Here is a 24,924-nt window from a genome sequence, read left to right on the forward strand (position 1 = left end):
AGTAAGTGTTTTTTCAAAAGGGGCTACGTAGGTCTGTTAGCCCCTTGACTTGCATTTATAACCTCTTTTTATGAATATCTCTAAAACGCATCTGTGGCTTTCTCTTGTTTCTCTGATCTGGGGATTGAATTTCAGTGTTATGAAGGTGGGAGTTCTAACTTTAGGCCCACTTGCTTTTGCTTTTCTTCGTTTTGCACTGAGTGGTTTTTTGATGTTTGTGGTTCTTCTGCTTTTAGAAAAAAATCCCTGGGTATCCTGGCGTGATGTCCCATATTTCTTCTTTCTTGGCACCTTGGGATTTGGGGTCTATCAGCCTCTCTGGAGCTATGGATTGAAGTTGAGTCTTGCTTCCCATTCGGCTTTAATCCTTTCAATTTCTCCGATGGTCGTTTCGCTTATAACCTTTTTCCGTAAAGAAGAATTGGTGAGGGGGATTAACCTCTTGGGTGTTTGTTTAAGTTTTCTGGGGGTCGTGTTTCTGGTTCTTCCTCAAGGTGCATTGCGCTTTTCCTCCGGTATATTTTTGGGAGATTCTCTCACCTTCATCGCCGCCTTATGCTGGGGGCTCTATTCGTATTTTGGTAAAAAAGCCGTGCTGAAATACTCCCCCCTCAAAAGTGGTACCTGGAGTATCCTTTTAGGCCTTGTGACCATGTTTCCCATCTGTTTTCGAGACCTTTCCCGCATCGATGAAGGTAATTTTCACATGACTCTTATTCTGGTTCTCCTATACGGTACCGTGCTCTCCTCTTTGGTGTCGTATTTAATCTGGATGAAGGGTCTTAAAGAAATAGGGGCAGCTCGAACTTCATCATATCAGTATCTCACTCAGGTCGTGGGCGTAGTTGGTGCCTGGATATTTTTTCGTGAACCGTTACACTGGCAATTTTTTCTGGGAATGTTTCTGATAAGCCTGGGTTTGTGGTTATCCCAACATAGGCCTTCTCTGCTGTAATCCAGCCCGTTTCAAAGCTTCTCGTCCCACTTTGTCGTTTTCTCCGTATCCTGTTGAAAACGATATGCTATCGATTTGTGCCGGAAACTGACAACACCTGAAGTTACATTCACCAATCCTGATTTCATCCATAATGAGGAGAATCGCGTTTTTCCCGAGAGTCGATTCTATCAGCATATCTTTGTATATCCTTGTACTTTTTATGCACTTGATTTAATGCTATTATTGATACGATTTTGAATTTTCGTTCTTAAAAATTTGAATGTGAAAGGCTGAAAAAAGGAGGGGGTGAGATTGGGAGGTGTAAGAAAAATGCCCGAGGTTGTTGTTTTAGCTCGTTCTTTTAGTCGTGCTTCTTTTGAACCCTTAGAGATTCTGGAAAAAGCAGGGTTATCGGTTACTTTTAAAAGTAACCCTGAACCAGAAAATGAGTCCGTAGTTGCAAGTCTCATTGGAGGTGCCGAAGCAGTTATTGTGGGGGTGGATCGCATTGGGGAGAAGGTGCTCTCCTCGTGTCCTAATCTCAGAGTGGTTTCGAAGCATGGTATCGGAGTGGATAACATTGACCTTGAAGGAGCTCGAAAAAGAGGTGTAGTGGTAGCCAATGCTCCAGGGACCAATTCCGAATCCGTGGCCGATATGGCTTTTCTTTTTATCCTTTCCTGTGCACGACATATGAAGTTGCTTTTAGAGCAAGTGCGGAACAAGAAATGGAGTGCGCCTTTGCTGGGGAGCGAGCTTGAAGGGAAAACCTTAGGTATTGTTGGTTTAGGGAGAATTGGTAAAGGAGTGGCAAAAAGAGCGTTGGGATTTGGGATGAAGGTGATTTATTTTGACCCCTTTGTGGAAGATCCAGATTTTACCAAGGTTGATTTGGAAGAACTCTTTCGCCTTTCCGACTTTGTCACGCTTCATCTTCCCCTCTCTTCGCAAACCAAACACCTGGTGAACGAAAGGCTTCTTTCCTTAATGAAGAAGGATGCTTTTCTGATTAATACGGCACGGGGTGAACTGGTTGATGAAGAGGTGTTGTATCGTTTCTTAAAGGAAGAACGTATCGCCGGAGTGGGATTGGATGTACTCAGTTTTGAGCCACCTTTTGAAAGTCCTCTTTTGACTCTTCCAAATGTTTTGGTTACCCCTCATGTTTCCGCACACACGAAAGAGGCGAATGTAAAGATGGGGAAAATCGCTGCTTTGAATGTGGTTCATGTCCTTGAGGGGAAAGAGCCATTGTATCGGGTGGTATAGGTGAAGGTAAAGTACAGTTTATGGCGGTATCTTTTTATTGTCCTTCTTTTCTTTATTTTCTACGCACTTTCTCAGCGTGGGGGAGGGACATATGTCGTCGTAGAAGTTATCGATGGAGATACGATTAAACTTGCCAGTGGCGAAAAAGTACGGTATATTGGTGTAGATACACCTGAGTTACGTTCTTCTCGAGGCAAGACCGAGTACTATGCCGAGGAAGCCTACCGTGCTAATCGAAAACTCGTGGGAGGAAAAAGGGTTACTTTGGAATTTGATGTCCAGAAGCGGGATCGTTATGGTCGATTGCTCGCCTATGTCTATGTGGACGGTTTGATGGTGAATGAATGGCTGGTGGCAAATGGGTATGCTCGAGTGGCGACATTTCCCCCCAACGTGAAATACACCGAGCGATTCCGAGCGTTAGAAAAAGAAGCGCGTCGGCGACAACTTGGGCTCTGGGCGAAAGATTGAGCCCCCTTTGAGCAAAGGGGGCTCAATCTTTTATTCTCCGCAAGAGGCCTGCCGAAAGGCTCGGGCAAGATTTGTAAGCTCTTCCCATTTTTCTTCCTGAATAAGTCGAGATTGGACCAGGGACCCACCAACTCCCACACAGACTGCCCCTGCCTGTAAAAAGGAACGGAGGTTGTCCAGGGTAATACCGCCAGTAGGACAGAGTTTGATGTGGGGAAAAGGCCCTTTGAGTTCTTTAATATACTGAGGCCCTAAAGAAGAGGCAGGGAAAACCTTCACCACTTCAGCACCCTTTTCCCAAGCACCAAGAATTTCTGAAGGGGTGAGGGCGCCGGGGATGATGGGTATGTCATAGCGGTGTGCGACCTCAATGGTAGCAAAGCTGAGCGAAGGCGTTACCAGAAACTGAGCACCACTTAAAATACAGAGGCGAGCGGTCTCAGGGTCAAGGACGGTTCCTGCCCCAAAAAGCACTCCCTCCATTTTACTTCGTACTGCCTCCAGGATTTTCAAAGCTCCAGGGGTGGTCATGGTCACTTCGATGCATTCTATGCCACCTTCTCTGAGGGCTTCGACCACTTTCAGAAGCGAGGTAGAATTCTGGGCACGAATGATGGCGATGATTCTCTTCTCGACAATGAAATTGACGACTTCCCATCGATTGGTAAAATTCATTGACTGTGATTCCTCCTTTTTGAGAAAAACCATAGTTTTTCTTGTGGTGATTGTCAAGATTTCATTCTGAAACTGTAAACTTCCGAGTGAGGCCCGTGAGTGTTTCGGCAATTTTGCGCAATGAGACACTGGCACCATTGATCTCCTGAAGAGAAGCGTTCTGCTCCTCGGCTGAAGCTGAGACTTCTTCGCTAGCGGCGGCATTTTCTTCGGCAACGGAAGCGGTGGAAACGATTTTATCGGCGATATTCTTGAGCGCCTGCACAATCTCACCAAGGATTTCGGTATTTTCCTGAGACGATTTGGCGATTCCTCCGGTTTCCTGGGCTGTTTTTTGAAGAACTTCCTGTGCCTCTCGCAATTCCCGGTAAAGGAGCGTAATCTCGTGGAGGGTTCGGTCTACTGAGGTAATGATTGCTTCAAAATTCTGATTGACCTCTTTTTGTTGTGTTACTCCTTTTTCCACCTGAGCCTGAGCTCGGTTCATGCTAGCTGAGGTCTGGGTCATATCTTTCTGAATTTCTTCGATGAGGTGAGCAATCTGGTCAGCAGCCTGGGCTGAGTTTTCGGCCAATTTTCGTACTTCTTCAGCCACTACGGCAAAACCGCGTCCAGCTTCGCCGGCTCTGGCAGCTTCAATGGCTGCGTTGAGGGCCAAAAGATTGGTTTGTTCAGCGATGCCAGTGATGAGGTCGACAATTTTGCCAATCTCTTTGGAACGAGTGTTGAGTGCGTCGATAGCCTGGGCGACTTCCTGAGCAACCTGAGAAATCGTGCCGATATTTTCTCCCAGGATTTCTAAAGAGTGTTTTCCTTTTTCGGCTTCTTTTTTATCGTTCTTTGATTCTTCGAACGTTTTTTCTAAAGTTTTTTCAATTACCGAAAGCGCTTCGGTATTTTTCTGCATATGTTCTTGGATAGCACGCACCGCCTGGAGATTTCGTTCATTGGCTTCCAGTAGTCGGTCCGCACGCTGGGCGATACTTTTGACCTCTTCATCGATGGCATTCAATTCTTCGCTCTGGCGAGTGGATCCCTGAGCGACCTGAGCAATGGTTTGAGCAATTTCTTCGGTGGCTTTGGCGACTTCCTCAATGGAATAGGAAAGATTTTCGCTGGAAGAAAAAAGTTCATGGGAAGTATTGGTGATATTAATGACGATTTCCCTGAGATTTTCGAGCATTGTTTTAAAAGAACCGGTGAGTTTTCCAATTTCATCCTTGGTCTCTACGATCTTAACTTCCATGTCGAGGTTACCCCGCGAGATACCTTCAGCCTGATTTGCAACAACGTGGATGGGTTGAGCAATGGCTCTACTTTGCAAGAAGGATACGATGGTGAGAATAACGGCTACAATGATGGTTGCCAGGATTATCTTGAACATCGTGTTTCTAAATTGGGTGTATACGTCGTCGATATAGACACCGGAACCAATAATCCACCCCCAGGGTTTAAAGAGTTTGACATAAGAAACCTTAGGAACTGGTTGGTCACTGCCTGGTTTGGGCCAGACGTAATCGACGTATCCCTCTCCTTTTTCCTGACATACCCGGACCATTTCCACAAATAACTTTTTTTCCCCTTAGGGTCCTTGTAGTTTACAAGGTCCTGGCCTTCCATTTCTGTTTTGAAGGGGTGCATGACCATTGTGGGACTGAGGTCGTTAATCCAGACGTAGTTATCTCCTTCATAACGGAGGTGGCGAAGGATGAAAAGGGCTTCCTGTTTTACCTCTTCCTCGGTTTTGGTTTCTTTCTGGATTCGCTCATAGAGCGAATTGATCTGAGAAATTGCCGATTCGACTACATATTGGACTGATGCCTTTCGTTGGTTCAATGTTTCCTGGTACAACGCAGAGAGGCTGAATACGCTGATGACCAGAGCTGAGGCAATAACACCTGCGATGATGACAAAAACGAGACGAGCCTGAAGAGAACGAAAGCCGACCTTTCTTGTCATTTTTCTTCCTCCTTCTCAATTCTGTTTGTTTTGGACAAGAGTGGAGTAATTTACAGAAACTTGGCAACCCAGCCACCTTGGTGGATACACTGTAGGCCTGTCGGCTTTGCGTCCTTCCCTTTCGGGAAGTTTGCCTTTTCATTTTCTGTCGTTCTCAATTATATATCGGCAGTCAAGTGAAAATCTTGAGGGTTTTCTGGGGATGTCCTTAAAAAAATTCGTGCAGGGATTCCTCTATACAAAATTTGGTGACAGGTTACAATAGAACTATCATCGCAGATAAAGGAGGTCAGGCTATGAAGGCAAAACTCGTCCCTCTTTATTTTCGGTCAGGGGATGACCCTGAATTCATTACTCAGGTTCAAACCCTCAAAGAACTCCTTCAAGAAGAAGCGGATATTGTAGAACCACGTCCCTTGGGTGATGTTATTCCTGAAGGGGATGCAGCGCTTTTTCCTCAGGTTCTGGGTGATGCCTATCGAAGAGTGGAGGAAATTCAGGCCATTCCTATTCCCGTTATTATTGCTACGTCCGAATTTGGGATGGTGAATATGTGGGATTGGGAAATCGTCAGTTATCTAAGGAGTAAGGGTCTGCAGGTGTTTGCTCCCTACACTCTTGAGCTGACCAAGGGTATTGTCCGGAGTCTTTCGCTCAGAAGAGAAATGAAGGAGGTTTCCTTTCTTCTCTTTCAGGATAACCCGGGTGAAGGGATGCAGGCAAGCATTTTCAAGCGTTTTTTCTGGTGGGAAAACGAATGTAGTGAAAGAATACGGGAAAAATTCGGGATTCAGATTTTCAAGAGAAGCTTTAAGCTTCTGGGAGAAAAAGCAAAAAATATCCCCGATAGACAGGCAAAGGAGGTCTGGAAAAATTGGGACTTAGGGGTGGAGGGACTCCCTGAAAGGGCGATTCTGAGTGCGGTCAAGGTGTATATCGCCCTTAAGGAAGAAATCGAAAAAGACCCGACTATCAAAGGGGCTGGGATGAATTGCTTGAATGAGTCTTTCTACTCTGATACCACGCCCTGTCTCGCCTGGTGTATGCTTTTTGAGGAAAAAGAACTCATCTGGGCCTGTGAAGGGGACCTTCTTACTCTGATCACCAAATTTCTTGTTTATCGAGCGCTTCGCCAGCCGATTATGATGAGTAATGTTTACCCTTTTCTCATGGGAAAAGCTGCCCTAAAACATGAAAAGATTGAGAAGTTTCCCGATGTCGAGGAACCCGAGAATCACCTGCTCATTGCACATTGCGGATATTTCGGTCTCATGCCTCCTGCCTTTGCGGCAAGTTGGGTTGCGAAGCCGAAGGTGCTTGCTATAGTGGACGACAATGCTCACGCTATCGATGCTCGTTTTCTGGAGGGACCGGTTACGCTGGTTAAGCTTGATGCAACTTTGGAAAAACTCTTTGTCATTGAGGGAACCCTTGAGGGATATGTCCAGTATCCTGGCTCTGATTGTCGGAATGGAGGCATTATCAGAGTTCCTGATGGTCATCGACTCATGGAAAACTTACCTTCTCACCACATTCTGATTCTCCCGGGCCATCACCGGGTGGCATTGAAAAATATGGCTCGGATTCTGGAAATCGAAGTGGTGGAGTTTTAAACTCAAAGTCCTGGGTGATTGTCGAGGAACACCCAGGACTTTTGTCCGCTCTTCCATGCTCACCTTTTGAGGGAAAGCCTGCTGTTTGTTATTTATCCTTCATTTGTCCTCAAAAATATTGGTAGTATAGGGATTTTTTCTTATCAAAAGTAGTAACCTTTTACCCCGTTAAAGTTCTTATTGTTTCAGAGAATTCAGTATAAGATAGATAGTATTGCTGAGTAGAAGTTTATTGGCTTAATCCTAACTTTTAATTATATTCTCTTGACAAAAAAGCGGGTACATTTTATCATTAAAAGTAGTAATTAATTGATTTAATAAGTAACTACTATTTGTTGAGGAAATGTGATATGTCTAAGGCTGAGACCGAGGTTCCTCTCTATTTTAAGATTTATCGAGCACTTAAAGAGGAAATTGAAAGCGGCGTTTATCAAGTTGGCGATGTATTACCATCAGAGGAAGAACTGGAAGAACGTTTTCAGGCAAGCCGTACCACCATTCGCAATGCCATGGGGGAATTAGAGAAGGAGGGCTTGGTATTTCGAAAAAGAGGGAAAGGGACCATTGTTCAGGAGCCTAAAACAGCTCAAAACCTGAATTATATCAGTTCTTTTACCGAAACCCTTCGAGAAAAGGGGATAGAAGTCAGCACCGGAAGCCTTACTGTAGAGCTCGTTTCTGCCCCTTCCAAGGTTACAGCAGCACTTGGTTTGGAAAAAGGAGAAAAAGTCTATCTTGTGCAGCGAACCAGGGTTGCCAATGGTGTTCCAGTAGCGTTTATGAGCAATTATCTCTTAGCCAGAATGGTTCCCGATTTGGAGTCCAAAAAGGAAATTTTGCGCAAAAAGGGTCTGTATGAGCTTTTGGAGAAGGAGTATGGCCTTAGATTGCATAAGGCGGTGGAGAAAATCGAAGCCTACCTTAGTGGACCCTTGGAGGCAGATCTCCTTCAGGTACCGGAGAAGGTCCCCCTTTTTCACACTGTACGGGTTACGTACCTTGAAGATGGAACTCCCTTGGAGATGGTTGTTTCGGTAATCAGGGCCGACAAATACGAGTACAAAGTATATCTCGAAGGGAGACCAAAAAAATAAAGGAGGTTTATTCCGTTGGCTGGGTACAAAAAAGTGAACCTTTATCAGGGTAAACTTGACCGGGGAAAGAACACTTTTGGTGAAGCTCTGGAGGTATTGGGAAACAACGTTATTCGCGACACAATTATGTTGCTTACCGAAAGCGATTCTGTTTCGGGAAGATTGAACGTGGGGTATACGGTGATTTATCCCCGATGTAGTACCCGTGGCCATGAACACCCCCCGCTTGAGGAAGTGTATTTTATTACTTCTGGTAGAGGCGTTATGGAAGTTGGTCAGGAACGGTTTGAAATCGAAAGTGGGGATGTGGTTTACGTTCCTTCCGGTTTTCATCGAGCAGAGAATCCCTTTCCCGTTCCTCTGAGCTATTTCTGGATAACGGTAAAAAAGGATTGACAAATGAAGCAAAGAGTTGTCCTGGTTCTGGATCTTGGCACAGAGAGTGTCCGAGCGGCTCTGGTGGATGAAAGTGGAACAATTGTGGGGATAAAAGGAAGGACTCTCCATTTTTATTCTCCTAAGCCTGGGTGGGCAGAACAGGACCCGGAAGAGTGGTGGCTCGCTTCATGTCAATGCATTCGGGAAGTGCTCTTATCTGGGTTAGACCTCGATATTGTAGCTGTGGGCATCAGTGCCCAGATGCATGCCGCCATTCCTCTTGGAGATAACGGAGAAGTATTAATGGATAGAGTGCCCATCTGGTGTGATAAACGCTCGGCTGAAATATGCGCAAGACTTAAGGGGGATATGTCTTGGGAAGAACAAATCGAAAAAACGGCAAATCTTCTTATTCCTAATTGGATTGGCCCCAAAATCTGCTGGATTAGGGACAATCTACCCGAGGTGTACCAAAGGACGCGGGTTTTTCTGACAGCCAAGGATTATTTAAACTATCGCTTAACCGGAGAATGGTATACCGACTTTTCTGAAGCTTCTGGCACATTTGTTTTTTCCTGGAAAGGTAAGTCCTGGGGTCAGGATTTACTTTCATTTCTTGGTATCGATGGGGAAAAACTCCCGCCAATTATCTCCTCTTCACAGGTGATTGGTAAAATTCGGAAAGATGTTGCCTTGGAACTTGGGTTACCGGCTGAAATCCCGGTAATCTGTGGTGCTGGTGACATGCTTTGCCTTCTTCTTGGTGGAGGTATGGTTGAGTTTGGAAAATCCTGTGATGTTACCGGCACGGCTGCCGATGTTTCTGTGTATACGCCGTTTCCTCTTTTAACTCCACGACTTATGAATCTCCACCACGCTATAGAAGGATGGATTAGCTTTGGCATCCTGGATAGCGGTGGAGGAAGTGTCCACTGGTTGCGAGAAGCGCTCTATTCTTTCCCGGGAATGGGTTTACAGCCGTATTCTTTGATTGACGAAGAAGCTGGAAAAGTACAGGAAGGTTCGGAGGGTTTACTGTTTTTTCCTTACCTTCTGGGGGAGAGACTGTTTGGTTCTCCCTGGGCCAGGGGAGTTTTCTTTGGGGTTCTTCCCACACATCGTCGAGGTCACTTTTCCCGGGCGGTCATGGAAGGGGTCAGTTTTGATTTAAAAATGAGTCTGGAGGAAATTGAAAAACTCTGGGGGAGGGAAATTAGGCAAATGAATGCTATTGGAGGAGGAGCAAGAAGTGACCTCTGGTGCCAGATAAAAGCAGATATCTATGGTAAAGAGATCGTTGCTTTGGAAGAGTCCGAAGGTGGAATTATGGGAGCGGCGATGCTCGCTTTTTCTGGAGTCACTGGAGAAAGTGTGGATTCCTTTGAAAAAAGGTGGCTTAAAGTTCGCCGGCGCTTTTCACCAAACTCTTCTTGTCGGGAAATCTACGAGAAACATTATTCCCTGTTTAAGGAGTTTCACGAACTTTTCCAGGAGGCCTTTGGGAAATACAGAGAGGGGGCATAGAGGTGATTCATTATCAATCTTTTATTAATGGAGAGTGGATGGAAGGGGAAGGCGTTATCGAGGTTGTTGACCCATCTTTGGGGGAAGTTTTCGCTACAGTTTCAAAAGTTACAAGAGCGCAACTCCAAAAGGCGATTGATGGAGCTCATCAAGCCTTTATATCCTGGTCTAGGAAACCGGCGATAGAGCGAAGTCGCTTGCTTCTCAAATCGGCTGCTTTAGTCCGGGAAAACCATAAAGAAATTGCCAAACTTTTAGCGCAGGAACAGGGAAAAGCTTTGCCCGATGCGGAGAGGGAAGTCCTGGGTGCGGCCGATTGTCTCGAATACTATGCTTTCTTGGGGATAAACATTCTGGGGGAAGTACCCCCACCCAGTGCTCCTAATCTAAGAAGCATCGCGATCCGCCAACCAATAGGGGTGGTCTTTGCGGTGGCGGCCTGGAATTATCCGGTGAGTCTCATCTCGTGGAAGGTGGCTCCTGCTTTAGCTTCAGGGTGCACGGTCATTGTAAAGCCCTCTCGAGAAACACCACTTTCCACCATAGCTTTTGTAAAAGCTTGTAACGATGCTGGTTTACCTCAAGGTGTTTTGAATGTGGTTAATGGTGATAATGCCTTAATCAGCGAAGAAATCTTTTCGAATCCCCTGGTAAGGCTTGTAGCGCTTACCGGTTCTACTGAAACTGGAAAAGAATTTATTCGAGCTTCGGCAAAAACCCTAAAAAGGCTGATTCTGGAACTGGGTGGGCATTCTCCTTTCATCATTTTTGCGGATGCAGATTTATCCAGGGCGGTCAAGGATGGGGTGAAGCGATCGTTCCGGAATGCGGGACAGATTTGCAACTCGGTCAATCGAATCTTTGTGGAAGAGGCCATTAAGGATGATTACCTCAACATGTTTGTGGAACAGACCCGGAAGCTGGTCCTTGGAGGTGCTTTTGATACCCCTACACCTGATGTGGGACCCATGGTGAACGAAGCAGGTTTGCGCCGGATGGAAGAGTTTGTAAATGATGCTTTGGCAAAAGGTGGTAGAGTTATCTGTGGGGGGAAAAGACCGACTGAACCTCGATTGCAGAAAGGCTTTTTCTTTGAACCCACCGTTATCGCCAATGTATCTCAAGACATGAAAATTATGGTGGAAGAACCCTTCGGTCCAATTGTAGCCATTGATACTTTCAAAGATGTTGAAGAAGTCATCCTCAAAGCCAATAGCACGCGATATGGTCTTGTGAGTTATCTTTATACCTCAGATATGAAAAAAGCGTTCCTGGTGGCTGAAAAACTGGAGTCTGGGTCGGTAGCCGTCAATAATATCAACCCTGATAGCCTGTACGCTCCATATCCAGGATGGAAGGAAAGTGGTATAGGGGTAGAACTTGGGGTCCATGGTTTAGATGAATACCTGGAGTGGAAACATATTAAGCTAGAAGTTTAGGAAGGGGTGACCAAATTGAAAATCGGTTTCTTTACAGCCAATTATTTGAACGAACCTCTGGAAAAAGTCCTTGACAGGGCTGTGGGATGGGGATATGAAGCGGTAGAGATTCCAGCTTTTAAGGAAAGTCCCCATCTTGATGTAGACCTTGTGATTCAGGATACCTCATATGTGAAAAGGATTAAAAAGGCAGTGCATGACCGGGGACTATTCATTTCAGCTTTGAGTAACCACCCTGAGGGTCAATTAATTTTGGGACCTCATGGTAAGGATACCGATGCCATTTTTGCCGGAACGCCGGAAGAAAAGATTCGTTTCGGAATCGAACGGATGATAAAAACTGCTCAGGCAGCCAGCGCTCTGGAGGTCCCGGTCGTTTGTGGGTTTATCGGTTGCGAAAATTTTGGCCGATTTTTCCCCTGGCCCTATTCCAAGGGATGGGAAGAAATGGAAGGACATTTTGTAGAACGCTGGGGTAAAGTGCTGGATGAGTTTGAAAAATACGGGGTTAAATTTGGCCATGAGCCACACCCTAACGAGCTGGTTTATGACATATACACGGCTAAGAAGAGTCTTGAACTCATGAAGGATAAGAAGGCATGGGGCTTTAACTTCGATCCCGCCAATCTTATTTACCTGGGTATTGATGTGGTCAATTTTGTTCAAGCCGTGGGGCATAAAATCTATCACGTTCATGCCAAGGATGGAGAAATTGTGGAACATAATGTGAGGAGGGATGGCCTCATCCCTACTGGTCCCTGGACGAGGATTGATCGAGGTTTTCGTTTCCGCATCCCTGGGTGGGGTTCGGTTCCCTGGAAGAGAGTGATTACCGAGCTTGCTCTGGTTGGGTATGACTACGTTTTGAGTTATGAACATGAAGATGTAACCATGAGTCGAGATGATGGAGCAACAAAAACCATTGATTTTCTGAAGCCGTTGCTCATTAAGGCCCCGTACGAGGGGAGAAAAGATATCTTGTTCCAGTAGGGAGGAAAGACGATGGAGCACATGGTTGACATTTCCACGCAATTGGCAGGAGTGACCATGAGGACCCCTTTTGGGGTATCTCCTCATAATCTGGATAAACCCTGGTTTCCAGGTAAAAAAGCGGCGGAGTTGTTCGCCAAATACGTGGAAGCAGGAGCTGGCTATATTTATATTCCGGCTTTGGTTCCTGGTGAACCCACTGAAGCTGAGAAGAATTTAGACTTTCCAGCGTTATTCGGTTCTCAGAACTATGTGGGAAGATGGATGAAAGTTGGTCTTGATTCTCAGCACCGGGAGGTTATTGCCCATATTTATACCGCGAAAAATCTTTTCAATTATGTAAGTTGGGCGAAGGAGCTCATGGATACTCTGAGACCCACCCTTCCCGAAAATGTCCCGGTTATTGCTCAGGTCCTGGTCCATGATATGGATCCGGTAAAGTGGGCGGATCAGGTCAAAAGGGTGGTTGACGCCATAAAACCGGATATTATTGAGCTGAACACTGGGTGCCCAGTGGGGGCGATGTGCCATCTTGACGCTAAAAACCTGCCACCTGAGGCAAAGTGGGGTATGATGATGGGAGCTGCCCCAGAAGTCTTTTTGCCAGTTTTGGAAGCATGTGTGAACGCCACTTCGTTGCCAGTTGGGTTTAAATTGACTCCAGAGGTTGGTTACCCACGGATGTTGTATCTTACCGAAGAAGCCAGAAATGTAGGGGCACGCTTTGTGGTGACCACGCACAAATACTTTGTGGTTCCTCCCCCTGACATTTGGAATGAGGGTCGAGGCAAGTATCCCGGGGTGAGTGACCAGGCCAATATTCTGTCTGATATTGGGGGTCCGATGCTCCGTTTTAGCATGTATAAGGCTACGGCGCTCATCAGTAAAAACATCCCGGGTATTGATACTTTTGCCGGAGGTGGAATTACCGCTCCCGAGCATATTGTGGAAGCCATTATGCTGGGGGCGAAAGCCTGCCAGACGCTGACTGGTATCGTTTTGAATGGAATCGAGTTTATCAGAAAGAGTAATGATTGGCTAAAGGGGTATATGAAGCAGTGTGGTTACCATTCAATCGAGGATTTCCGGGGTCTGGGATTAAAGTATTTGAAGTCGTCGATGGAGGTTGAATTTTACTACTACCGGGCAAAAATTGATGAGGCAAAATGTACGCAGTGTGGTCAGTGTGCTGCTTCGTACTGTCCAGCGATTTCGATGCACGATGGTGCGCCTTTTGTTGATGAAAAATACTGTTCAAGCTGTGCCATGTGTACAGTGATCTGTCCCTTTGATGCCATTTCGATTGTTCCTCGAGTTTAGGGGGGTGGAGAGAATGATTCCTGAAACCATGAAAGCAGCGGTGGTGGAAAAACCAGGGGTGATACAGATTCAAGAGGTTCCGGTTCCCAGGATAAGCCCTTCGGAAGTGCTCATCAAAGTAAAAGCCTGTGGTATTTGTGGTACTGACTATAGCATTTACATTGGCAAGTATTCTCAAGACTGTCTTCCTCTTATTCCAGGGCATGAATTTTCGGGGGAAGTGGTAGCAGTGGGTCGGGATGTTTCCACCGTACAGGTGGGGGATCGGGTTACGGCTGATATTAACTTAAGCTGTGGAGTATGTTTTTACTGTAGCCGAGGGCAAAAGCTAACCTGCCCGGATTTCCGCCAGCTTGGTATCCACATTGATGGAGCTTTTGCTGAGTATGTTACAGCACCAGCGCAACAGGTTCATAAACTTCCTGATAATGTCAGTTACGAGGTGGGAGCTTTTGTTGAGCCGATTTCCTGTGCTATCCATGCAGCGAAAGCGATGAACATCAGGTTAGGAAGTAGCGTAGCTGTTTTAGGTGATGGCACGCTGGGTATCCTCCATACTCAAGTTGCCAAGCTCCAGGGGGCAGCGCCCGTTATCCTGGTGGGAAAACACAAGGGGAGAATGGAAGCAGCCAGGAAAATGGGCGTGGATTATGTGGTGGATATCAACTCCGAATCGCCAGTTGCCAGGGTTAAAGACCTCACCGGGGGAAGAGGAGCTGATTTTGTCATTGAATCGGTAGGGACTTCGGTAACCTACGAGATGGCTCTGGCCATGACAAGGCCTGGTGGTAGACTCGCAGCGTTTGGCATTACTAATGAAGAGGACATCATGAGGTTGCGTCCTTTTGACTTTGTTTTGGGGGAACGAAGCATGGTGGGTTCCTGTGCCGGAGTCGGTAACGATTGGCCAGACGCCATTACTCTCCTTCAGTTTGGAAGAATCAATCCCACCCCTCTTTTTTCTTTAAAAGTCCCTCTGGAAGACCTCAAAAAGGCTCTTTTGGAAGGAAAGGAAAATCGGGAATTACTGAAAATTTTTATTTCGCCCGAGATTTCCGGTTGGCAAAAACTGTAAGGTTGTGGTAAAATGGAGACGTTATCCTATGGTTAATAGGTAAATACCACTGTACAGGAGGAGGTGCTTTCGATGTTAATTAAAAGAGGAAGGAAGAATGTTCCCGAAACAACAGTTGATCGGTGCCATGGCGGTGAAGGCACAATCCGGGTACGGCAGCTTCTGGGGTATGAACCAAGACTCCCAGGTGTTCCTGGCTTTCCGGATGATTTTGACAGTTCCATTTCCTTCATGCACGAAACGACTCTCCCGCCGGGAACTTCTATTGGCCGACATGAACAGATTGGAAACGAGGAACTTTATTACGTTGTTGAGGGAATTGGTGAAATGACGGTTGATGATGAAACCACCATTATGGAACCAGGTGATGTGTGCCTCACCAAGAATGGGAGTTACCACTCTTTCAGAAATATCGGTGATACTGATTTGCGGATCATCGTTATCGAAGCTCTGGTTCCTGAGAAAAAATAATAATGAGGAGGGGGTGGCGATGAAAGCGATTAATGTGGGCATGATTGGGTACAAGTTTATGGGCAAAGCTCACAGTCATGCCCTCTTTGACCTTAATTTTTTCTTTGACCTTGATGTTTTACCGGTACGGAAGGTCATATGTGGCCGCCATCTTGAGCCCCTCAAACAGGCTGCCGAAAAGTGGGGATGGGAGGAATACGAGACTTCTTGGGAGAAAGTAGTCATGAGGGACGATGTCGAAGTCATTGACATCTGTACTTCCACCAATACCCACTGTGACATTGCGGTGCTTGCTGCAGAAAACAAGAAACACATTTTCTGTGAAAAACCCTTAGCCATGAATGTAAAAGAAGCGAAGAAAATGGTTGAAGCAGTGGAAAAAGCAGGAGTAAAGCATATGGTTGGCTTTAATTATCGTCGCGTTCCAGCCATTGCCTATGCCAAAAAACTCATTGAAGAGGGAAAAATTGGAAAAATTTATCATTTTCGAGCTGCATACCTCCAGGATTGGATCGTCGATCCGGAATTCCCGCTGATTTGGAAGCTCCGTAAGGAAGTTGCCGGTTCTGGGCCCCATGGTGATTTGAACTCCCATATGGTGGACCTTGCCCGATATCTGGTAGGAGATATTGAAAGCGTCATGGGTATGACAGCTCAATTCATTAAGCACAGGAAACTTCCGGCTGAGGAACAAGAATTAAGTACCATGTTGACCGCTCGGAGCGGTCAGGGGATGGGCGAAGTCAATGTGGAAGATGCTTCATTCTTTGTTGTCACTTTTGAAAATGGGGCTCTTGGTGCATTTGAAGCTACGCGTTTTGCTCCAGGAAGAAAGAATTATAACTACTTTGAAATTTATGGAAGCGAAGGGAGCCTCATATTTAATTTTGAGAGGATGAACGAATTACAGTACTTCTCTCGCCGGGATGAAATGGGTAATCAAGGATTCAAGACAATTTTAGTTACTGAAGAAGTGCACCCTTACATTTCGGCCTGGTGGCCACCAGGACATATTATCGGTTATGAACATACCTTTATTCATGAGTTTGCTGACTTCTTCCGGGCACTCCAGGGCAGTGGTCAGCCAGAGCCAAACTTCTATGATGGACTGAAATGTCAAGCGGTTTTGGATGCAGCACTTGTTTCGGCTGTCGAGGGAAGAAGAGTACGGGTGAAAGAAGTTTTGGAATAACAGAGCGAGAGGAAAGCGGTTTTGAGTGGGTTTATGAAATCGACGTCGGTTGCTCGTGTAGAATGGCAGAGTTTTGTAAGTCAATACGGTATTGCGATAGTACTCGTGGTGCTTTTTGTCGTTGCAGGAATTATTTCTCCTATTTTTTACCGGTCGGCAAATATCTTTAATGTCCTTCAACAGGCTTCTGCACTTGGTATTGTCAGTATTGGACAGACCTTGGTAATCCTGGTGGGGGGTATTGACCTTTCCATCGGTTCTATCATGGCCACAAGCTGTGTGTTTGCTGCAGCCCTTATGAGGGGGCAAAACCACCTGGTTTTACCTGTTACTGCTTTCTGCCTTGGAATTGGGGTTCTGGCTGGGCTAATTAATGGGCTTATCGTTACCAGAAGAAATGCACCTCCTTTCATCGTTACGCTGGGTACAGCCCTTATTTTCCAGGGGATTCGGTTTGTTTATACCAAGGGTGCCCCTTTTGGGAGTATTCCTTCTATTGTGCGATTCTTAGGCAAAGGGGGTATAGGATTTTTGCCGGCTTCGGTAATCATATTTCTTCTCCTCTCGGGATGTTTCGCGCTGATACTTCGAAAAACTGCTTATGGGCGGAAAATCTATGCCATAGGTGTTAATCGACGAGCGTCTCAACTTTCAGGTGTTAACGTAGCCAATGTGGTGCTCAGCACCTATGTCCTGTCAGGACTGTTTGCTGCCTTTGGAGGACTGATTTTGGCGGGATATCTTGGCTTTGGAGATAACTGGGCTGGAAGGGGATATGAACTGGATGCCATTGCAGCAGTGGTTGTAGGTGGAACATCTCTTGCTGGGGGCAAAGGGGGCATAGGGGGCACAGTAGTTGGGGTGCTCATTATGACCATTGTCTTTAATATGGTACTTTTGGCTGGTCTTCCCTACCAGTTTCAGCAGATTGTGAAAGGATTGATCATTGCAATCTCTGTGGCATTTTATTCCTATCTGGGAGAGAGGTTAGATTAACTGGTTAGAAAAGGGGGTGATCGAAACCGGGACATGTGTTTTCACATGTTGAGAAGGAAATCGAATGTGTAATTGGATATTTCCGAAAGGGGTGAAAGCATGAAGAAAGTTCTTGTAGTGATGATGGTAGGTTTGATGGTTCTTGGTGTTTGTTCTTTGGCTTTGGCCAAAGACTGGGTCCAGTACTTAGATGCGGATAAGAAATTGGTGGATACCAAAATGTACTTTACTCCTCCACCTTGGAAGATCGGCTTCAGTAATGCCTCGATTTCCAATAGCTGGCGGGTGTTTTTTGCCAAGCATGTCGAGTACGAGATATCAAAACACCCTGAAATTGGAGAATTTCTCTATACTGATGCTCAGGATAACCCGGCCAAGCAGTTGGCGGACGTAGAAGACCTTCTGGCAAAGGGCATTGACCTTTTGATTATCTCTCCGGCGACCGAGGCAGCTTTGAATCCTGCAGTGGAAAAGGCCATGGAGAAAGGTGTACCGGTGGTGGTTGTGGACCGAAAAGTTACCACTGATGCATATGTCACTTTTGTGGAGTCAAGCAATTACGAAATGGGCAAGGTCATGGCAGAATGGTTGGTGGAGAAGTTGAATGGCAAAGGCAAATTGGTCCTGCTGAGTGGTATCGCTGGAGCAGGGCCGGCTGAAGATAGGTTGAAGGGGGCAATGGATGTTTTCAATGCCAATCCTGGTATCGAAGTTCTGGAACAGCAGTACTGCGAATGGTCACCAGTGCTTGGAAAACAGGTTATGGCGACCATGATTCAGAAATATCCTCAAATTGACGGTGTCTGGGCAGACAGTGCCTTGCAAGGTTCCGGAGCGATAGAAGCGCTTCAAGACGCAGGAAGACCCATTCCTCCAGTAACTGGAGAGGATATGAACCGTTATCTTAAGATGTGGAAAGAAATGGGTTTTGAGGGAGTTGCGGTGAGTTTTCCCACCTGGCAGGGGCAAATAGCGGTTCAAAAAGCCATCGATATTTTGAACGGTATTCCTGTGCCACGCTATGTCGATGTTCCGAGGGTAATCATAACCAAGGAGAATCTGGATAAGTACGTGAGAATGGATCTTCCGGATGAATTTTTCATGGATAGCCGTTTGCCCGAAGAGTGGCTTCCGAAGCGCTAAGGATGGGATATTTCTGCCTGGGTCTTTGGGCCCAGGCAGAAAGGAGGAGTAGTAGTATGGATCAGGAGATATTGAGGATTGAGAATGTAACCAAAAACTTTCCTGGAGTTGTGGCTCTCGATAAAGTAAGTTTCTCGGTCAAAAAAGGTGAAGTGCATGCCCTGGTGGGAGAGAACGGGGCTGGGAAATCGACTCTTATGAAGATTCTAGCCGGAGCTTTGCAGCCAGATGAGGGCCGTATTCATCTCAAAGGGAAGCAGGTTGTGATTCAGAACACACAGCAGGCAAGAGACCTTGGTATTAGTATCATTTACCAGGAATTCAATCTTTTGCCAGATTTAAGTGTGGTACAGAATATTTTTCTGGGAAGGGAAAAGTTTGGAAAAGGCCCTTTTTTAAATTATCAGGCGATGGTTCAAGAAGCACAGACTCTGTTAGCGCAACTGGGGGCGGAGATCTCTCCTTATGCTCTGGTGAGAGAGCTGGGTGTTGCGCAGCAACAACAGGTGGAGATCGCCAAAGCTCTTTCGGTGAATGCCGATGTGGTTATCATGGACGAGCCTACTGCTTCTCTGGGAGAACACGAGGTGGGAAAGCTATTTCAGATTATTGCCTCTTTGAAGGGGAGAGGAGTAACGGTTATTTATATTTCGCACCGTCTGGAAGAGATTTTTAAAATTGCTGATTCAGTGACTGTGCTTAAAGACGGGAAGTGTATGGGTACTTATCCAGTGCAAGAACTCGACGAGATGAAACTGGTAAAACTGATGGTGGGACGTTCTTTCTCTGAAACCTTCCCTCCTCGAGGTAGAGAGAAGGGGGAAGCTGTTCTGGAATTAAGAGAACTTTCCTGTCCCCCTCTTTTAAAGGAAATCAATTTAAAAGTGCACAGAGGAGAAATTGTGGGCCTTTTTGGCCTGGTTGGTTCGGGGAGAACCGAGTTAGCCAAAACTATTTTTGGTATTTATCCGCACTACCAGGGGAACATCGTGGTCAACGGGAAAGTCCTTCATTTGACGTCTTGTCGGAAAGCAATCATTCACGGAATTAGTTATGTCCCAGAGGATCGAAAAGAGGAGGGTTTGTGTCTGGATCTTTCCTTAAGAGAAAACTCGGTTTTGCCTGTTATTGATAAGTTTAAAAAAATCCTATTTATCGACGATCGGGTTGTGGATAATGTTGTTCAACGTCTGGTGGACGTATTGCGTATCAAAACCCCCTCTTTGAAGCAACGGGTTAAATTTTTAAGTGGTGGGAATCAGCAGAAGGTGGTTCTGGCGAAGTGGTTGGCAACTGAACCTCAACTTATCATTTTTGACGAACCAACTCGGGGAATCGATGTGGGTGCTAAGGCTGAGATTTATCAAATTATGCGGGAATTAGCAGATCGGGGAAATGGAATTTTGATGATTTCTTCAGAGCTTCCCGAGGTTATTGGTTTAAGTGACCGGATTTATGTTATGCACCAGGGGAAGATTGTTCAAGAATTTACTTCCGTGGAACAGTTGACTGAAGAAGAGATTATGGTTCATGCGGCTGGGCTTTCAAAAGCTTGAACGAAGGTGATAACTATGCAAATTTCTCTTGTGCAACGATATCGAAATGTAATCGCCATTTATGGGCTTTTGATTGGATTTATTATTCTTTCTTCCTTTCTTTCTCCCCAATTTCGGACTTCTTACAATATTTTCAACCTTTTTCGTCAGGCGGTGGCGTATGGTCTTTTGAGTATAGGGCAGACCATAGCTATTTTGTCGGCTGGAATTGACCTTTCGGTTGGTTCTCTGGTAAGCCTTGCTGCCTGTCTCACTTCGGGCATCATGATTGGGAATCCCCATCTGGTGGTTCCTATCGTTCTTTTTATTCTGGCTCTGGGCATTGGAGTAGGAGTTGCGAACGGACTTTTAATTACTCAACTCCGTGTCCCTCCTTTCATTTCTACCCTGGCCATGTCGGCTTTCCTTCAGGGCTTGGTTCTTCTTTATACCAAAAAACCGGTAGGGGGGGTAACCAGGGGTTTCATGTTTTTTGCTAATGGTCAGATTGGAATGGTTCCTTTCGCGCTCATTTTCTGGATTTTGGTCATCGTTACATTTTTGTTTCTCTTGCAAAAAACTTCTCTGGGACTCCATATTTATGCAGTGGGGGGGAACAGAGAGGTAGCGCGCCTCAGCGGTGTCAACCTCTTCAAGACTATTATGATGGTTTATATTCTTAGCGGTGGTATGGCGGCTTTGACTGGACTTTTTATTGCCAGTCGTCTGGGAATAGGAGATCCACTTATTGGTCAGGGCATGGAACTTGAATCGATTACTGCTGTGCTCATGGGGGGTACAACTTTTGCTGGGGGCAAGGGGGGTATTATTGGTACCATTGCCGGGGTGCTCATCATCTCTCTCATCAATAATATCTTGAACTTGATGAATGTGCAGGGCTTCTGGCAGTGGATTATCAAAGGGGTTATTGTTATCGTGGTCGTTGCGTTTTACAGGGAAAAAGAATAACTTCCTGTTCTGAGCAATATCTATTGCGCAGGTTGATGAGAATAATCGTTGACAGGGAAGGAAAAATGTGGTTTAATTTTTCCTGATTTCTGGTAAATACAATAATACCTTATAACGTGTTGCCTTAGGGCGTAAGGGGGCGTGAGTGTGGCAGAAAGGCAATTGAACCGTAGAGTTCCCATTCCTCTTTATTATCAGTTGAAGGAGATGATTAAGGAACAAATTGAAGATGGTTCTTTTCAGGCTGGGGATTTACTTCCTTCGGAAAGAGAACTTTCCGAGCGATATGGAATCAGTAGACCCACTGTAAGGCAGGCCATTAAGGACCTGGTGTATGAAGGCTTTTTGGTTCGAGAAAAGGGAAGAGGAACTTACGTTTCTAAACCCAAGATTAATTATGGATTTATTCAGCGGTTTGTCACCTTTTATGATGATATGGCACAGCATGGTTTAACGGTTAAAACCAAAGTTTTACGTCGGGAAATCCGTGAAGCTGGAAAAAAAATTGCTCGTTTTTTAAACCTTGACCCTCAGGATCAGATTATTTTTCTGGAGCGGCTTCGTTTTGTGGAAGATGAACCCGTGGTGAGGGTACAAAACCATATTCCCTATCGTCTCTGTCCTGAGCTTTTGAAGGAAGATCTGTCCGATCGTTCCCTCTATCACTTGCTTTCTGAAAAGTACGGATTAAAACCACACAGAGCAGAGATAGCACTCGAAGCTATGGTTGCCGATGAGGTTGATGCTTCCTTTTTGGGGATAAAGGTTGGAGCTCCTATCTTACTTATGGAGAACATCACTTTCACGGAAGGGGGTATACCAATGGACTTCTTCCAGTCTCGCTTTCGAGGAGACAAGGGAAGGGTGAAAGTGGAGGTGATGGGGGGGCTGTAAAGGAATCTCATTTTTGGGATGGTGATTTTTGTGAAATTTCAGAAAGGAGATGAAGGACGTGAAAAAAGGCATGGCGTTGGTGGGGATTGTTGTTTTAGTAGTGCTAGTTTTAAGTGTAGTTTTTACCAGTGCACAGGAGAAGATGCCCCAAGTTGTTATTGGATGGACGCCTCCAGATATCACCGGAGTTTTTAAAACTGCTACCGATTTCTTCGAAAAGGCGGCGGAAGAGGCTCGCAGTAATGGGATTCCAGTGAGTATCGTAACCAGAGCTCCAGCTTCGCATACTGCCTTTGCAGATCAAATTTCCATCATTGAAGATTTTATTCAGCGTAGAGTAAACGTTATCGCTATTTCTCCTATCGAAGTAGAAGTAGTGAAACCAGCTTTGCGGAAAGCTAAAGAAGCAGGTATACCGGTAATTGTAGTCAACCTGCTTGAACCGATTGAGGGTCTGGATATCGATTGCTATATTGGTTTCGACAACACTGTGGCGGGAACAGTTTCTGCTTACGCGGTCGTTGACTACTTTGGAGGTCCTGGTATCCTGGGCGAGGGAGAAAAGGTTGACGTTCCGGTGGATGCTTTCCTGGATCTCAGGTTCTGGCAGGATTTATACACTCCCGAAACGATTGAAAGGCTTAAGGACAAAATTAAAGTCACCGGAGCAATCATAGAAGGCATCGCGGGTGGGTTCTTTTCGACAGCCAGGCTGCGTGGTTTCCATTCGGTCATTGACCAGTTCCCGGGAGTTAAAATTGTGACCACTCTTCCTGCAGACTGGAACCGGGAAAAGGCTATTAAAGTAAGCGAGGATATTTTGTCTGCCAATCCTCAGGGTAGCCTTGATTTTATTTGGGCAGCTTCGAACGAAATGGGTCTGGGGGCAATGTTAACCTGTGAACGACTGGGCAGGAAAGAAATTAAAGTTTTTACGAACGATGGAACTCCTGAATCGGTTGAAAGAATTCGTGAAGGAAGATTGATTGCTGAGACCTGGCATGGATTTCCTGAGTGGGGTTGGTATGGAACACGTTATGCGGTGATGCTTGCTTTAGGACTCAAGGATATGGTTCCACAATTTGTGGATATTAGACCACGAATTGAGTGGCAGGGTAATGCGGATATGTTTTATCCTAATCCGGTGCTTGAGCCTACTGACTGGGAGATGATCAAAAAAGCATACACTGAAAAAGGAAAGTAGTCTTGAAGGGGGCAGGCTGAAGCCTGCCCTTCTTGTATGGGGGTTTTTAAAATGGACCTGAGATTGAGAGATAAAGTGGTGATCGTTACCGGAGCTTCTTTGGGAATTGGGGCGGAAACCGCTTTTCTTTTTGCTCAAGAAGGTGCTTTTGTGGTTTTGCTTGACCTCGACGAAGAGAATGGAAAAAGTGTTTTGGAAAGAATCGTTTCTTCGGGTGGTTCTGCAATGTTTTTGAAAGTTGACGTTTCTTCAGAAACAGAAGTGAAATCGGGAATTCACTCTGTAGTGGAAAAAATTGGTCAGATCGATGTTCTCATTAACAATGCTGGTATTTACCGAAAAGGCGACGTGTTTTCTTTTTCAGAGGATGATTTTTCTCGGGTGGTTTCGGTGAACGTCAAGGGAGTTCTTTTGTGTAGCAAATATGCTGCACTTGCCATGAAGGAAAGGAATTATGGAGTTATTATTAATGTGGCTTCTGAAGCCGGGATTGTGGGTATTCGAAATCAGATTATTTACAATCTGTCTAAGGCAGCGGTTATCTCTATTACCAAAAGCTGTGCAGTGGATCTTGCCCCGTATGGGATAAGGGTTAGCTGCGTTTGTCCTGGTACAACCTTTACTCCGTTGGTAGAGAAGGCCCTGTCGAGAGAACGTAACCCGATCGCGGTGCGACGAGAATTGGAAAGCGGTAGACCGCTCAATCGATTGGGAACACCTTTGGAAATCGCCGCAGCCATTCTTTTTCTTGCTTCGGATGTGGTGTCCTATGCTACAGGGGCTGTGCTGAGCGTGGATGGAGGTTATACTGCATGGTAGGAAGGGGAGAGTCTTTGCTGATATTACAGGGTATCTGCAAAGAATTTCCTGGGGTAAAGGCCCTGGATGAGGTAAGTTTGGAGGTTTTTCCCGGAGAAATTCATGCTGTACTTGGGGAAAACGGAGCCGGAAAATCCACCTTGATGAAAATTCTCAGTGGCATTATCAGAAAAGATCGCGGCGAGATTATTATTGGAGGGAAAAAAGTTGATTTTAGAACTCCTCGGGATGCCATATCCGCAGGTATAGCTTTGGTACAGCAAGAGCTTTCGTTGGTTCCTTATTTAAGCGTCGCCGAAAATATTTTTTTAGGACGGTGGCAGAGGAAAGGTCTGGGAATCGATTGGAAGCTTTTGAAGAAGGAAGCTGAAGAACTTTTACGACGTTTCAACCTTAAAATTGATCCTCAGGCGACGGTGAAAGAGCTGAGTGTGGCTGAGCAGCAGATTGTGGAAATTATTAAAGCTATTGCTAAACCACAGGTACGGGTTTTTCTATTGGATGAGCCAACCTCGGCTCTGGGTGAAAAAGAAATCACTCAATTGTTTGAATTACTCTTTGGGATCAAGGAAGAAAATAAAGCCGTTATTTTTATTTCTCACAAAATTAGCGAGGCTCTGGCGCTTGCAGATCGTATCACAGTGCTAAGGGATGGGCGAAAGGTGATCACCGCTCCGGGTAAAGAGTTAACCGAGAGAGACATTGTTATTCATATGACTGGAAAGGCTTGGGGAGAACAAGCAGGAGTAGAGAGTATTGTGCAAAAAGAGAAAGTCGTTCCGGTTCTGGTTTTGCAGAGTTTTTCAGTCGATAACTTTGTGAGAGATGTGAGCTTAGAGATTGCACGGGGGGAAATATTGGTGATTTTTGGACTGGTGGGTTCGGGGCGTACCACCTTCGCGGAAGGATTGTTTGGTCTTCGCAGACATACGGGTAAAGTTTTTTTAGAAGGGAAGG

At 45.7% G+C, this 24,924-nt stretch carries 23 protein-coding genes, 2 pseudogenes and 1 riboswitch; of the genes and pseudogenes, 21 read left to right on the forward strand and 4 right to left on the reverse strand.

What is annotated here, in order from left to right; genetic code table 11:
- Nucleotides 1–70: 70 nt before the first annotated feature.
- The 3 genes from ABDK92_07870 to ABDK92_07880 all read left to right on the forward strand — a co-directional run bounded on the left by ABDK92_07870 (nucleotide 71) and on the right by ABDK92_07880 (nucleotide 2,677).
- The gene (locus ABDK92_07870; protein ID MEN3186532.1) at nucleotides 71–955 is read left to right on the forward strand and encodes a DMT family transporter; all 885 of its coding nucleotides are present in this window, start codon (nucleotides 71–73) and stop codon (nucleotides 953–955) included.
- Between the two features lie 312 nt (nucleotides 956–1,267).
- Entirely contained in the window at nucleotides 1,268–2,206 is a 939-nt protein-coding gene (locus ABDK92_07875) for a phosphoglycerate dehydrogenase (GenBank protein ID MEN3186533.1), read from the forward strand.
- Entirely contained in the window at nucleotides 2,207–2,677 is a 471-nt protein-coding gene (locus ABDK92_07880; GenBank protein MEN3186534.1) for a thermonuclease family protein, read from the forward strand. It begins immediately after the preceding gene.
- 30 nt (nucleotides 2,678–2,707) lie between these two features.
- On the opposite strand, the gene ABDK92_07885 is transcribed toward ABDK92_07880, so the two are convergent.
- The 4 genes and pseudogenes from ABDK92_07885 to ABDK92_07900 form a co-directional block, all read right to left on the reverse strand.
- Nucleotides 2,708–3,352 (reverse strand): bifunctional 4-hydroxy-2-oxoglutarate aldolase/2-dehydro-3-deoxy-phosphogluconate aldolase, encoded by a 645-nt coding sequence (locus ABDK92_07885; GenBank protein MEN3186535.1) that lies wholly within the window; start codon nucleotides 3,350–3,352, stop codon nucleotides 2,708–2,710.
- 61 nt (nucleotides 3,353–3,413) lie between these two features.
- The gene (locus tag ABDK92_07890) at nucleotides 3,414–4,736 is read right to left on the reverse strand and encodes a HAMP domain-containing methyl-accepting chemotaxis protein (GenBank protein ID MEN3186536.1); all 1,323 of its coding nucleotides are present in this window, start codon (nucleotides 4,734–4,736) and stop codon (nucleotides 3,414–3,416) included.
- Nucleotides 4,737–4,784: 48 nt separating this feature from the next.
- Nucleotides 4,785–4,910: pseudogene (locus tag ABDK92_07895) on the reverse strand (cache domain-containing protein).
- 71 nt (nucleotides 4,911–4,981) lie between these two features.
- Nucleotides 4,982–5,311 (reverse strand): annotated as a pseudogene (locus ABDK92_07900) (cache domain-containing protein).
- Between the two features lie 59 nt (nucleotides 5,312–5,370).
- Nucleotides 5,371–5,456: riboswitch (cyclic di-GMP riboswitch) on the reverse strand.
- A gap of 151 nt (nucleotides 5,457–5,607) precedes the next feature.
- On the opposite strand from ABDK92_07900, the gene ABDK92_07905 reads away from it, so the two are divergent.
- From ABDK92_07905 to ABDK92_07990, 18 genes are all read left to right on the forward strand, one after another.
- On the forward strand, nucleotides 5,608–6,924 hold the full coding sequence (locus ABDK92_07905; GenBank protein ID MEN3186537.1) for a hypothetical protein: 1,317 nt from the start codon (nucleotides 5,608–5,610) through the stop codon (nucleotides 6,922–6,924).
- Between the two features lie 350 nt (nucleotides 6,925–7,274).
- Nucleotides 7,275–8,018: a GntR family transcriptional regulator gene (locus ABDK92_07910; GenBank protein MEN3186538.1), complete on the forward strand. Its 744-nt coding sequence runs from the start codon at nucleotides 7,275–7,277 to the stop codon at nucleotides 8,016–8,018.
- Between the two features lie 15 nt (nucleotides 8,019–8,033).
- Nucleotides 8,034–8,414 carry a cupin domain-containing protein gene (locus ABDK92_07915; protein MEN3186539.1) on the forward strand — a complete coding sequence of 127 codons (381 nt, stop codon included), beginning with the start codon at nucleotides 8,034–8,036 and terminating at the stop codon, nucleotides 8,412–8,414.
- 3 nt (nucleotides 8,415–8,417) lie between these two features.
- Entirely contained in the window at nucleotides 8,418–9,920 is a 1,503-nt protein-coding gene (locus ABDK92_07920) for an FGGY family carbohydrate kinase (protein ID MEN3186540.1), read from the forward strand.
- Nucleotides 9,921–9,922: 2 nt separating this feature from the next.
- Nucleotides 9,923–11,359, forward strand: a complete 1,437-nt coding sequence (locus ABDK92_07925; protein ID MEN3186541.1) for an NAD-dependent succinate-semialdehyde dehydrogenase — start codon at nucleotides 9,923–9,925, stop codon at nucleotides 11,357–11,359.
- A gap of 6 nt (nucleotides 11,360–11,365) precedes the next feature.
- Entirely contained in the window at nucleotides 11,366–12,349 is a 984-nt protein-coding gene (locus ABDK92_07930) for a sugar phosphate isomerase/epimerase (GenBank protein MEN3186542.1), read from the forward strand.
- Between the two features lie 12 nt (nucleotides 12,350–12,361).
- Nucleotides 12,362–13,669 (forward strand): hypothetical protein, encoded by a 1,308-nt coding sequence (locus ABDK92_07935; GenBank protein MEN3186543.1) that lies wholly within the window; start codon nucleotides 12,362–12,364, stop codon nucleotides 13,667–13,669.
- A 13-nt stretch (nucleotides 13,670–13,682) separates the two neighbouring features.
- Nucleotides 13,683–14,744 (forward strand): alcohol dehydrogenase catalytic domain-containing protein, encoded by a 1,062-nt coding sequence (locus tag ABDK92_07940; protein ID MEN3186544.1) that lies wholly within the window; start codon nucleotides 13,683–13,685, stop codon nucleotides 14,742–14,744.
- Between the two features lie 72 nt (nucleotides 14,745–14,816).
- Nucleotides 14,817–15,215: a cupin domain-containing protein gene (locus ABDK92_07945; GenBank protein ID MEN3186545.1), complete on the forward strand. Its 399-nt coding sequence runs from the start codon at nucleotides 14,817–14,819 to the stop codon at nucleotides 15,213–15,215.
- A gap of 19 nt (nucleotides 15,216–15,234) precedes the next feature.
- Nucleotides 15,235–16,407 carry a Gfo/Idh/MocA family oxidoreductase gene (locus ABDK92_07950; GenBank protein ID MEN3186546.1) on the forward strand — a complete coding sequence of 391 codons (1,173 nt, stop codon included), beginning with the start codon at nucleotides 15,235–15,237 and terminating at the stop codon, nucleotides 16,405–16,407.
- A gap of 21 nt (nucleotides 16,408–16,428) precedes the next feature.
- Nucleotides 16,429–17,403 carry an ABC transporter permease gene (locus ABDK92_07955; protein MEN3186547.1) on the forward strand — a complete coding sequence of 325 codons (975 nt, stop codon included), beginning with the start codon at nucleotides 16,429–16,431 and terminating at the stop codon, nucleotides 17,401–17,403.
- Nucleotides 17,404–17,502: 99 nt separating this feature from the next.
- Nucleotides 17,503–18,546: an ABC transporter substrate-binding protein gene (locus ABDK92_07960; GenBank protein ID MEN3186548.1), complete on the forward strand. Its 1,044-nt coding sequence runs from the start codon at nucleotides 17,503–17,505 to the stop codon at nucleotides 18,544–18,546.
- A 56-nt stretch (nucleotides 18,547–18,602) separates the two neighbouring features.
- Nucleotides 18,603–20,102 (forward strand): sugar ABC transporter ATP-binding protein, encoded by a 1,500-nt coding sequence (locus ABDK92_07965; protein MEN3186549.1) that lies wholly within the window; start codon nucleotides 18,603–18,605, stop codon nucleotides 20,100–20,102.
- A gap of 15 nt (nucleotides 20,103–20,117) precedes the next feature.
- Nucleotides 20,118–21,050, forward strand: coding sequence for an ABC transporter permease (locus tag ABDK92_07970; GenBank protein MEN3186550.1), 933 nt, complete (start codon nucleotides 20,118–20,120; stop codon nucleotides 21,048–21,050).
- A 147-nt stretch (nucleotides 21,051–21,197) separates the two neighbouring features.
- Nucleotides 21,198–21,944: a GntR family transcriptional regulator gene (locus tag ABDK92_07975; GenBank protein ID MEN3186551.1), complete on the forward strand. Its 747-nt coding sequence runs from the start codon at nucleotides 21,198–21,200 to the stop codon at nucleotides 21,942–21,944.
- A 70-nt stretch (nucleotides 21,945–22,014) separates the two neighbouring features.
- Nucleotides 22,015–23,148, forward strand: coding sequence for a sugar ABC transporter substrate-binding protein (locus tag ABDK92_07980; protein ID MEN3186552.1), 1,134 nt, complete (start codon nucleotides 22,015–22,017; stop codon nucleotides 23,146–23,148).
- 51 nt (nucleotides 23,149–23,199) lie between these two features.
- The gene (locus ABDK92_07985; GenBank protein ID MEN3186553.1) at nucleotides 23,200–23,967 is read left to right on the forward strand and encodes a glucose 1-dehydrogenase; all 768 of its coding nucleotides are present in this window, start codon (nucleotides 23,200–23,202) and stop codon (nucleotides 23,965–23,967) included.
- Nucleotides 23,961–24,924, forward strand: a 964-nt coding sequence (locus ABDK92_07990; protein MEN3186554.1) for a sugar ABC transporter ATP-binding protein, incomplete at its 3' end; no start/stop codon positions are given. The genes ABDK92_07985 and ABDK92_07990, both read left to right, overlap by 7 nt.

The organism is Atribacterota bacterium (assembly GCA_039638595.1).
GTDB lineage: Bacteria > Atribacterota > Atribacteria > Atribacterales > Caldatribacteriaceae > Profundicultor > Profundicultor thermophilus.

Excerpts from the sequence above, each read along its gene's own strand:
- ABDK92_07945 (MEN3186545.1), top strand. The coding sequence starts at position 14,817 with ATGTTAATTAAAAGAGGAAGGAAGAATGTTCCCGAAACAACAGTTGAT.
- ABDK92_07920 (MEN3186540.1), top strand. The coding sequence starts at position 8,418 with ATGAAGCAAAGAGTTGTCCTGGTTCTGGATCTTGGCACAGAGAGTGTC.
- ABDK92_07985 (MEN3186553.1), top strand. The coding sequence starts at position 23,200 with ATGGACCTGAGATTGAGAGATAAAGTGGTGATCGTTACCGGAGCTTCT.
- ABDK92_07870 (MEN3186532.1), top strand. The coding sequence starts at position 71 with ATGAATATCTCTAAAACGCATCTGTGGCTTTCTCTTGTTTCTCTGATC.
- ABDK92_07905 (MEN3186537.1), top strand. The coding sequence starts at position 5,608 with ATGAAGGCAAAACTCGTCCCTCTTTATTTTCGGTCAGGGGATGACCCT.
- ABDK92_07970 (MEN3186550.1), top strand. The coding sequence starts at position 20,118 with ATGCAAATTTCTCTTGTGCAACGATATCGAAATGTAATCGCCATTTAT.
- ABDK92_07960 (MEN3186548.1), top strand. The coding sequence starts at position 17,503 with ATGAAGAAAGTTCTTGTAGTGATGATGGTAGGTTTGATGGTTCTTGGT.
- ABDK92_07935 (MEN3186543.1), top strand. The coding sequence starts at position 12,362 with ATGGAGCACATGGTTGACATTTCCACGCAATTGGCAGGAGTGACCATG.
- ABDK92_07910 (MEN3186538.1), top strand. The coding sequence starts at position 7,275 with ATGTCTAAGGCTGAGACCGAGGTTCCTCTCTATTTTAAGATTTATCGA.
- ABDK92_07965 (MEN3186549.1), top strand. The coding sequence starts at position 18,603 with ATGGATCAGGAGATATTGAGGATTGAGAATGTAACCAAAAACTTTCCT.
- ABDK92_07950 (MEN3186546.1), top strand. The coding sequence starts at position 15,235 with ATGAAAGCGATTAATGTGGGCATGATTGGGTACAAGTTTATGGGCAAA.
- ABDK92_07890 (MEN3186536.1), bottom strand. The coding sequence starts at position 4,736 with ATGTTCAAGATAATCCTGGCAACCATCATTGTAGCCGTTATTCTCACC.
- ABDK92_07980 (MEN3186552.1), top strand. The coding sequence starts at position 22,015 with ATGGCGTTGGTGGGGATTGTTGTTTTAGTAGTGCTAGTTTTAAGTGTA.
- ABDK92_07940 (MEN3186544.1), top strand. The coding sequence starts at position 13,683 with ATGATTCCTGAAACCATGAAAGCAGCGGTGGTGGAAAAACCAGGGGTG.
- ABDK92_07885 (MEN3186535.1), bottom strand. The coding sequence starts at position 3,352 with ATGAATTTTACCAATCGATGGGAAGTCGTCAATTTCATTGTCGAGAAG.
- ABDK92_07875 (MEN3186533.1), top strand. The coding sequence starts at position 1,268 with ATGCCCGAGGTTGTTGTTTTAGCTCGTTCTTTTAGTCGTGCTTCTTTT.